The organism is Candidatus Eisenbacteria bacterium, from assembly GCA_035577985.1.
Lineage (GTDB): Bacteria > Desulfobacterota > Binatia > DP-6 > DP-6 > DATJZY01.
The window spans coordinates 1-9,144 of record DATJZY010000141.1 but is presented as its reverse complement, the minus strand read 5'-3'; the positions used below and the strand labels follow the sequence as shown (position 1 = coordinate 9,144).

Below are 9,144 nucleotides of genomic sequence, written 5' to 3'. Positions count from 1 at the left end.
GGATCGGGTCATTTCGCCGGCCCCTTCTCGAGATGGCCGCCGAACTCGAAGCGCATGGCGGAGAGGAGCTTGTCCTGGAAGTCCGCCTCGCCGCGCGAGCTGAAGCGCTGGTAGAGCGCAGTCGAGAGGACGGGCACGGGGACGGCTTCGTCGATGGCGGCCTTGATCGTCCACCGTCCTTCGCCCGAGTCCGACACCTGGCCGGCGAAGCCCGCGAGGGCCGGGTCCTTCACCAGGGCGGCCGCCGTCAGGTCGAGCAGCCACGACGCGATCACGCTGCCGCGCCGCCACACCTCGGCAACGTCCCGCAGATTGAGATCGTACTGATAGTGCTCGGGATCGCGCAGTGGCGTCGTCTCGGCGTCGATCGCGTGCTGCTGCTTGCCGACGTTGGCGTCGCGCAGGACCCCGAGCCCCTCTGCATAGGCCGCCATGACGCCGTACTCGATGCCGTTGTGCACCATCTTCACGAAGTGCCCCGCCCCGTTCGGCCCACAGTGGAGGTAGCCCTCCTCCGCCGTGCCGCCGAGCTTCTCGCGTCCGGGTGTGCGCGGGATGTCGCCCACCCCGGGCGCGAGCGTCTTGAAGATGGGATCGAGCCGCTGCACGGCGGCCGCCGGGCCGCCGATCATCATGCAGTAGCCGCGCTCGAGCCCCCACACGCCGCCGCTCGTCCCCACGTCGACGTAGTGGATCTGCTTCGGCGCGAGCTCCTTGGCGCGCCGGAGGTCGTCGACGTAGTAGGAGTTGCCGCCGTCGATGAGGATGTCTCCCGCTTCGAGGTGCGGCACGAGGTCGGCGATCGTCTCGTCGACGACGGCCGCCGGCACCATGAGCCACACGGCGCGCGGCTTCGCGAGCTTCTTCGCGAGCTCGGCGAGTGACGCCGCGCCGATCGCGCGCTCCTTCGCGAGGTCGCCGACCGCCTTCGTCGAGCGATCGAACACCACGCACTCGTGGCCGTCCTTCAGCAGCCGCCGCACCATGTTGGCGCCCATGCGGCCGAGACCGATCATTCCGAGTTGCATCTGCGTGTCCTTTCCCGGCGACGGCGGCGCCGTCCGCGGCGCCGTCGCCCTGCCGCCTCCGCTAGCACCACGACCGCGCCGGCGACAAGACGGTGCGTGTCGCGGTGGATTGACACGGACGGGCTCTCTGGGCGAGAGGCTGCTGCGTATGCCGCCCGACGACCAGCAGCAGGGCAACGGCACGCTGATCGTAGCGACCCTGCTGATCTTGGGTCTGACCTTTGCGAGCTACTGGATCCAGTCCGCGGTATCGGAGTCCGGCGATCGCTCGTTCATCGTGTGGTTCGTCGCGGCCGTCATCGCCGTCCTTGCCGTCGGGTTCCTGTACTACGTGCGCGGGGGCCGGGGAGGCACGACGCCCCGATGAGGGGAGCCGGCGCAGCCGCGCTGCTCGCGATCATTGGTGCCGCCGCGGTCGCCATCGCGGGCGACGACACGACGCGCACCTCGAGCATCTTCGCGCCCGTCTCCGCCCCCGCCGACGCCGTCGTCACGGCCGCCATGCTGGTGCTGGCGATCACGGCCGGCATCTTCGTGGTCGTGGGCAGCCTCCTCACCTACGGCGTCGTGCGCTTCCGTCAGCCGCCGGACGACGACGGCAGCGAGCCGCCACAGGTGTACGGGAGCGAGCAGATCGAGCTCGCGTGGACGGTGATCCCGATCCTCATCGTGGTCGTGCTGTGCCTGGTCACCGCGCGCACCGTGTACGACGTCCAGGGCGCGACCAGGCCTCCCGGCGCGGTCGACGTCACCGTGGTCGGGCACCAGTGGTGGTGGGAGATCCGCTACCCTGCCCTCGGCATCGTGACGGCGAACGAGCTGCACGTGCCCGTGAGCGACCCCGCCAACCGTACTCCCACGTTCCTCGCGCTAGAATCCGCGGACGTGGCGCACAGCTTCTGGGTGCCGCGGCTCGCGGGCAAGACCGACGTCATCCCGAACCGCCGCAACACCATGTGGATCGAGCCGCGCGAGACGGGGCTCTTCCTCGGCCAGTGCGCCGAGTACTGCGGGACGCAGCACGCCCACATGCTGCTGCGGGTCTACGTGCATCCGCGTGCCGAGTTCGACGCCTGGGTCGCGCGGCAGCGCGAGCCCGCGGTCGCCGACGCATCGGGGGCGGCCGGCCGTCACGTGTTCGAGACGACCGCCTGCATCAACTGCCACACGGTGCGCGGTACCGTCGCGACCGGGCGCTTCGGGCCCGACCTCACGCACTTGATGAGCCGCGACACGCTGGTCGCCGGCGCCGCCCCCATGACGCCCGAGGCGCTGCGCGACTGGATCGCGAACCCCGACCACGTGAAGCCCGGCGCCCTCATGCCGGCGATGCAGCTCGGCGCGACGGAGCTGGACCAGCTCGTCGCCTATCTGGTGACGCTCCGCTAGCCCCCGAGGTCGACCGTGGCCGTACTCGATCCCACCATCGCCGCCGTGCACCGGGACGCCGACCGGCCGTCGGTCCTGGCGATCCTCCACGACTGGGTGGTGACGGTCGACCACAAGCGCCTCGGGCTCATGTACATCGCGTCCGGGCTCGTCTTCTTCCTCGTCGCCGGATCCGAGGCGGCGATCATGCGCATCCAGCTCGCGCTGCCGAACAACCACTTCGTCTCGCCGCAGGTCTTCAATCGCATGATGACCCTGCACGGCACGACGATGGTGTTCTTCGTCGGCATGCCGATCCTGCTCGGCTTCGCGAACTACCTCGTGCCGCTCATGGTCGGGGCGCGCGACATGGCGTTCCCGCGCCTGAACGCCTTCTCCTTCTGGATGTCGCTCTTCGGCGCCTGCCTGCTCTACTTCAGCTTCCTCGGCGCCGAGGGCCTGTACGGCGGTGGCACGGCGCCCGACGTCGGCTGGTTCGCGTACGCGCCCCTCACGGCGCGCGCCTTCTCGCGCGGCAACAGCACCGACTACTGGACGCTCAGCCTCCTCGTCTCGGGCATCGGCTCGATCGGCACGGCCGTGAACCTGCTCGCGACCACGCTCTGCCTGCGCTGCCCCGGCATGACGCTCGGGAAGATGCCGCTCTTCGTCTGGCTGAATTTCGTAGTCGCCTGCATGATCCTCATCGTGATCTCGCCGCTCACCGCGGCGCAGATCATGCTGACCCTCGACCGCTTCCTCGGCGCGCACTTCTTCGACACGCAGGCGGGCGGCTCGGCCGTCCTCTGGCAGCACTTCTTCTGGATCTTCGGCCACCCGGAGGTCTACGTGCTGATCCTGCCGGGCTTCGCGTTCGCCTCCGAGATCATCCCGGTCTTCTCCCGCAAGGTGATCTTCGGCTACCCGTTCATGGTCGCGGCGTCGGTGTCGATCGGCTTCATCAGCCTGGGCGTATGGGCGCACCACATGTTCACGGTCGGCATGACCCCGGCGGGCAACACGTTCTTCGCCGTCTCGACCATGATCGTCGGGGTGCCGACGGGCATCAAGGTGTTCAACTGGCTCGCCACCATCTGGGGCGGCAAGATCCGCTTCGCGACGCCGATGCTGTTCTGCATCGGGTTCCTCTTCCAGTTCCTGTGCGCGGGCCTGACCGGGATCATGCTCTCGGTCGCGCCGTTCGACTGGCAGCTCTCCGACTCGTACTTCGTCGTCGCGCACTTCCACTACGTCCTCATCGGCGGCCTCCTCTTCACGATCTTCGGCGCGATCTACTACTGGTTCCCGAAGGCGACGGGACGGCGGCTCGACGAGACGCTCGGGCGCTGGCACTTCTGGCTCTTCGTCGTCGGCTTCAACCTGACCTTCGCGCCGCTGCACTTCGCGGGCATGATCGGGATGCCGCGGCGGATCTACACCTACCAGCCCGGACGCGGGTTCGAGCTCTGGAACCAGCTCGCGAGCGCGGGCGTCGTGTTCCAGGCGGCGGCGATCGTCTTCTTCCTGTGGAACGTCGTCCGCTCGCTCGTGCGCGGCGCGCCCGCCGGTGCCGATCCGTGGGACGCCTGGACGCTCGAGTGGTCGACGAGCTCGCCGCCGCCGCCCTACAACTTCGAGACGCTCCCCGTCGTGCGCAGCCGGCGGCCGCTCTGGGATCTCAAGCACCCCGACGATCCCGACTGGAGGTACGAGTGAGCGCGCCGAGCGCGATCGCCGGGACGCCGGCGTGGACGCTGCCCGCTCGCGGCCGGGTGGGCATCGGCGGGCTCATCCTCGCCGAGTCGGCCGTGTTCGCGATCTTCGTCGCCGCGTACGTCTTCTACGTGGGCAAGAGCCTCTCGGGTCCGACGCCCAAGGAGGTGCTCGACCTGCCGGTCGTGGTCTCGATCCTCCTGTGGTCGAGCAGCCTGACGATCCACGTCGCCGTGCGCGCGCTCCGCGGCGGCGCCGTCCAGTCGTTCACGCTCTGGTGGCTGGTGACGATCCTCCTGGGCGCGGCCTTCCTCGCGGGAACCGGCGCGGAGTGGCATCGCCTCATCTACCAGGACGGCCTCACGATCCGCACGAACCTCTTCGGCACCACCTTCTACTCGCTGGTCGGCCTGCACGCCGCGCACGTGATCGTCGGGCTCGTGCTCCTGACGATCGTGCTGATCCTCGCCCTCGGCGGGCACGTGACGCGCGCTCACGCCGAGCGTGCCGATACGCTGTCGCTCTACTGGCACTTCGTCGACGCCGTGTGGCTGGTCGTGTTCCTCGTCGTCTACGTGGGAGCGCGCTGATGGCGAGCGGCGGACCCGGCTCGATCCACGCTCCCGCACCGACCGCGGCGCCGCTGGTGACGGCCTTCGGTGTGACGCTGCTCCTCGCCGGCCTGGTGACCAGCGCGATCGTCAGCGTCGTCGGCGTCGTCGCCTTCGTCGTCGGCGCCGTCGGCTGGTTCCGCGAGGTCCTTCCGCGCGAGCACGAGGAAGAGGTGGCGCTCGAGCCGGCGGCGGCGATCGCCCCGTCGCCACACGCCGTGCAGCGTCTCGCGGCCGGGACGGCGCGGCATCGCGCGCGACTGCCGGTCGAAGTCTATCCCTACTCGGCGGGGATCAAGGGGGGCATCGCCGGGGGCATCGCGATGGCCGCGCTCGCCGTCGTGCACGGGCTCCTCGCGCACCGCAGCCCCTGGTACACGATCAACCTCCTCGCCGCCGCCGGCTCGTCGGCCATGACGAACGCGCCCGAGGCGGCGCTCTCGCAGTTCGACGCCCAGGCGCTCCTGCTCGCGTTCGCGATCCACGCCGTGCTCTCCGTCCTGGTGGGCCTCCTCTACGGCGCCCTGTTGCCCATGTTCCCGTGGCACCCGGCCTTCTGGGGCGGGCTCGTCGCGCCACTCATGTGGACGGGGCTCATCGCGGCGGCGCTCGACGTCGTCAATCCCGCCCTCAACGCGCGCATCGAGTGGGGATGGTTCGTCGCGACGCAGATCGCCTTCGGTCTCGTCGCCGGCCTCGTGGTCGCGCGCTCGTCGCGCATCGCGACCTTCCAGCACGCGCCGCTCGCCGTGCGCAGCGGCATCGAGACGCAGGACGACCGATGAGGCGCGCGCGCGCGCTGCTCAGCCTCTGCGCGGTGCTTGCGTTCGGCGCCGGTTGCGACCAGATGCCGGGACGCCCGCAACGCGCGGACCGGCCGGTCCGGCCGTCGAAGGTGATGGACTTCGCGACCCTCTACGGCGAGAGCTGCGCCGGCTGCCACGGCGACGAGCGACGCCCGGGCGCGGCGGTCGCGCTCGCCGATCCGGTGTACCTGGCGCTCGCGGACGACGCGACGTTGCGGCGCGTGACCGCCGGCGGCGTGCCGGGAACCGCCATGCCCGGCTTCGCGCGACGGGCCGGCGGATCGCTCACCGACGAGCAGGTCGACGTGATCGTGCGCGAGATGCGAAGCCGCTGGGGTCGCCCCGGCGCGCTCGAGGGCACCTCGCCGCCGCCGTACGCGGCGCCGGCGGGCGATGCGGTCCGGGGCGCGATCGCCTACGCCGCACGCTGCGCCGCGTGCCACGGGCCCGCCGGCGCGGGCGGCGAGCACGGCGGCTCGATCGTCGACGGCTCGTACCTGGCGCTGGTCAGCGACCAGGGCCTGCGCACGACGATCCTGGTCGGCCGGCCGGCGCTCGGTATGCCCGATTGGCGCGGTGATCGGACGAAGACCCCGATGAGCCCGCAGGAGATCGCCGACGTGGTGGCATGGCTCGTCCAGAAGCGGGCGAAGACGCCGGGCCAGCCGTATCCGACGCAGGAGCGCACCGATGGCTGAGACCCCTCCCCTCGCACCGGTGTCGCGGCGTGGCTTCCTGGTCGCGCTGGGCCTGGCGCTGAACGCGGTCGCGGCGACCCTCTTCGCGATCCCCATCGTCGGCTATCTCTTCGCGCCCGCGCGGCGGATCGCCGAGCAGGCGTGGATCCCGCTCGGGCCGCTGGCGGACTTCCCGGAGCGTCAGACCCGGCTCGCGACCTACCGCAATCCCTTCGTGCAGGCATGGGACGGCGAGACCGCGAACGTGCCGTGCTGGGTCCGCCGGATCGCGGGCGACACGTTCCAGGTGTTCGCCATCAACTGCGCGCACCTCGGCTGTCCGGTGCGGTGGTTCCCCGAGTCCGGCCTCTTCATGTGTCCCTGCCACGGCGGCGTGTACTACGAGGACGGAACGCGCGCTTCGGGCCCGCCGCCGCGCGGGCTCTACGAGTACACGTACAAGATCGAGGGCGGGCAGCTCTGGGTGCGCGGCGGAGAGCTCCCGACCCTCTCGCAACCGGTATGAAGACGCGGCTTCGGGCGATCGCCGACTGGATCGACACGCGCACGGGGCTCGTGTCCTTCCTCGCCGAGACGGCGGGGCACCGCGTGCCGCGCAACACGGCGAGCTGGTGGTACGTGTTCGGCAGCGCGACGCTGGTCGCGTTCGTGCTGCAGGTGGTGACGGGGATCGGGCTCGCCACGATCTACGCGCCGTCGGCGAACGACGCGTGGGCGAGCCTCCAGGCGCTCGACTACGACGTTCCGCTCGGATGGTTCCTGCGCGCCCTGCACGGCTGGGGATCGAACTTCATGGTCGCGCTGGTCGTCGTGCACATGATCCAGGTCTTCCTGTTCGGCGCGTACAAGTACCCGCGCGAGCTCACCTGGACGGTGGGCGTCTTCCTGCTGCTCGTGACGCTCGGGATGGCGTTCACCGGCCAGATCATGCGCTTCGACCAGGACGCGTACTGGGGGCTCGGGATCGGCGCGGCGATCATGGGGCGCGTGCCGGTCCTGGGGCCGTACCTCGTGCACCTGCTGCTCGGCGGCCCGATCATCGCCGGCGCGACGCTGTCGCGCTTCTTCACGCTGCACGTGTTCGTCGTGCCGGGGCTCCTGATCGCGCTCGTGGGAGTGCACCTGCTCATGGTGCTGCGCCTCGGCATCAACGAGTGGCCGATGCCCGGACGGCTCGTCCGTCGCGACACGTATCGCGCCGAGTACGAAGCGCTGGTCGCGGCCGACGGCGTGCCGTTCTTCCCGGACGCGGCCAAGCGCGACCTCGTCTTCGGCGGCTTCGTCATCCTCCTGCTCGTGGCGTGCGCGGCGATCTTCGGACCGATCGGCCCCGGTGGCCAGCCCGATCCGACCATCATCGCGACCGAGCCCGCGCCCGACTTCTTCTTCCTGTGGATCTACGCGGCGCTGGCCCTGCTGCCCGCGAACCTCGAGACGCCGCTCCTCCTGACCGCGCCGGTAGTGGGGATCGCGATCCTCCTCGCCCTGCCGTACGTGTCCGGCACCGGGGAGAAGAGCTGGCGCCGGCGGCCGTTCGCCGTCCTCGTCGTGGCAATGGCGCTGCTCACGATCGGGACGCTCACGTACCTCGGCACGTTCGCGCCGTGGTCGCCGGTGATGGACGCGTGGAGCTCGCTGCCGACGCCGGCCGCGTACCTGCAGAGGCGCTCGCCGCTCGAGCTGCAGGGCGCGCTCCTCGTCCAGGAGAAGCAATGCCGCAATTGCCACAGTCTCGGCGGCGAGGGCGGCCTGCGCGGTCCCGCGCTCGACGACGTCGCGACGCGCCTCACGCACGACCAACTGATCCGCCAGGTCCTCCAGGGCGGCGGAGAGATGCCAGCCTATGGCAAGAACCTGAGCCCGCCGGAGGTGACCGCGCTCGTGGCCTTCCTCGCGACGCTCCACCCGGCCGGCCAAGTGCCGGCGCGCGACGCCAGTGCACGCACCAATCCCTAGGACCGAGGCGGCACCGCCGCTCGATGCGCGGGCGATCGCCAGCGCGTGGACGATCGAGCCCGGGCTCGTCCTCGCGCTCGCGCTGGCCGCGCTCGTCTACGCGCGCGGCTGGCGCCGCCTGCGGGCCGGGCGAGCCGGCCGCGCCCCAGCGTGGCGCCTCGTCGCCTTCGTCTCCGGGCTCGGCGCCCTCTTCGTCGCGCTGGCCTCGCCGCTCGACACGTTCGCCGACCGCTCGCTCGCCGTCCACATGGCGCAGCACCTCGTGCTGCTGGTGATCGTCCCACCGCTGCTGCTGGCGGGCGCGCCCATCGCGCCGATCCTGCACTCACTCCCCGCCGGCCGCGCGCGGGCGCGCGCCGGCCTCGTCGCCGCGCGCCTCGGCGACGTCGTCGGGCACCCGCTCGTGTGCCTCGTCGCGTTCTCGCTCGCGGTCTGGTGCTGGCACGTCCCCGCCGCCTTCGAGCTCGCGCTGCGGAGTCGCGCCTGGCACGTCGCCGAGCACGCGACGTTCCTCGCGGCCGGCCTCCTCTTCTGGTCGCCCGTCGTCGCTCCGTGGCCCACGCGCCCGCACTGGCCGCGCTGGACGATGGTTCCCTACCTCCTCGTGGCCGACCTCCAGAACACCGCCCTCGCCGCCATCCTCATCTTCTCCGACCGGATCCTCTACTCGACCTACGGCACCACTCCCGATGCCCTCCGCGACCAGGTGACCGCCGGCCTCCTCATGTGGGTCCCGATGTCGATCGCCTACCTGGTCCCCGCCGCCACGATAACGTACCGCCTTCTCTCTCCCCCAACCATCAGCTCGCGCCGCGCCATCGCCGCCTCCACGATCTCGTAGCGCGGTGCGACCCTGCGTGCCGCGAAGTCGGCGCGGCGGACGGGAGCGGGGTGCCGGCGATCTCCGCAGCGCGGTGGGTTGCGGGGCGGGTGCGGGGGATGCGCGAGGACCGTGAGCCGGCAC

At 71.1% G+C, this 9,144-nt stretch carries 10 protein-coding genes; 9 read left to right on the top strand and 1 reads right to left on the bottom strand.

Translation table 11 applies throughout. The features are described from left to right. Window positions 1-8: 8 nt before the first annotated feature. Window positions 9-1,028 carry a decarboxylating 6-phosphogluconate dehydrogenase gene (gene gnd / locus VMS22_20350; GenBank protein ID HXJ36394.1) on the bottom strand — a complete coding sequence of 340 codons (1,020 nt, stop codon included), beginning with the start codon at window positions 1,026-1,028 and terminating at the stop codon, window positions 9-11. Between the two features lie 148 nt (window positions 1,029-1,176). On the opposite strand from gnd, the gene VMS22_20345 reads away from it, so the two are divergent. The 9 genes from VMS22_20345 to VMS22_20305 are packed head-to-tail and all read left to right on the top strand — an operon-like array spanning window position 1,177 to window position 9,021. Next, window positions 1,177-1,395: a hypothetical protein gene (locus VMS22_20345; protein HXJ36393.1), complete on the top strand. Its 219-nt coding sequence runs from the start codon at window positions 1,177-1,179 to the stop codon at window positions 1,393-1,395. Continuing rightward, the gene (gene coxB / locus VMS22_20340) at window positions 1,392-2,417 is read left to right on the top strand and encodes a cytochrome c oxidase subunit II (GenBank protein ID HXJ36392.1); all 1,026 of its coding nucleotides are present in this window, start codon (window positions 1,392-1,394) and stop codon (window positions 2,415-2,417) included. Before VMS22_20345 ends, coxB begins: the two co-directional genes overlap by 4 nt. Before the next feature lie 45 nt (window positions 2,418-2,462). Further along, window positions 2,463-4,112 (top strand): cytochrome c oxidase subunit I, encoded by a 1,650-nt coding sequence (ctaD, locus tag VMS22_20335; protein ID HXJ36391.1) that lies wholly within the window; start codon window positions 2,463-2,465, stop codon window positions 4,110-4,112. Continuing rightward, a complete protein-coding gene (locus tag VMS22_20330; protein HXJ36390.1) occupies window positions 4,109-4,699 on the top strand; it encodes a heme-copper oxidase subunit III in 591 nt (196 codons plus the stop codon). Before ctaD ends, VMS22_20330 begins: the two co-directional genes overlap by 4 nt. After that, window positions 4,699-5,505: a hypothetical protein gene (locus VMS22_20325; protein ID HXJ36389.1), complete on the top strand. Its 807-nt coding sequence runs from the start codon at window positions 4,699-4,701 to the stop codon at window positions 5,503-5,505. Before VMS22_20330 ends, VMS22_20325 begins: the two co-directional genes overlap by 1 nt. Further along, entirely contained in the window at window positions 5,502-6,224 is a 723-nt protein-coding gene (locus VMS22_20320; GenBank protein ID HXJ36388.1) for a c-type cytochrome, read from the top strand. The genes VMS22_20325 and VMS22_20320 overlap by 4 nt, the downstream gene beginning before the upstream one ends. Beyond that, window positions 6,217-6,729: a Rieske 2Fe-2S domain-containing protein gene (locus VMS22_20315; GenBank protein HXJ36387.1), complete on the top strand. Its 513-nt coding sequence runs from the start codon at window positions 6,217-6,219 to the stop codon at window positions 6,727-6,729. Before VMS22_20320 ends, VMS22_20315 begins: the two co-directional genes overlap by 8 nt. Then, window positions 6,726-8,180, top strand: a complete 1,455-nt coding sequence (locus tag VMS22_20310) for a cytochrome b N-terminal domain-containing protein (GenBank protein ID HXJ36386.1) — start codon at window positions 6,726-6,728, stop codon at window positions 8,178-8,180. Before VMS22_20315 ends, VMS22_20310 begins: the two co-directional genes overlap by 4 nt. Beyond that, window positions 8,161-9,021: a cytochrome c oxidase assembly protein gene (locus VMS22_20305; protein ID HXJ36385.1), complete on the top strand. Its 861-nt coding sequence runs from the start codon at window positions 8,161-8,163 to the stop codon at window positions 9,019-9,021. The genes VMS22_20310 and VMS22_20305 overlap by 20 nt, the downstream gene beginning before the upstream one ends. Window positions 9,022-9,144 lie beyond the last annotated feature (123 nt).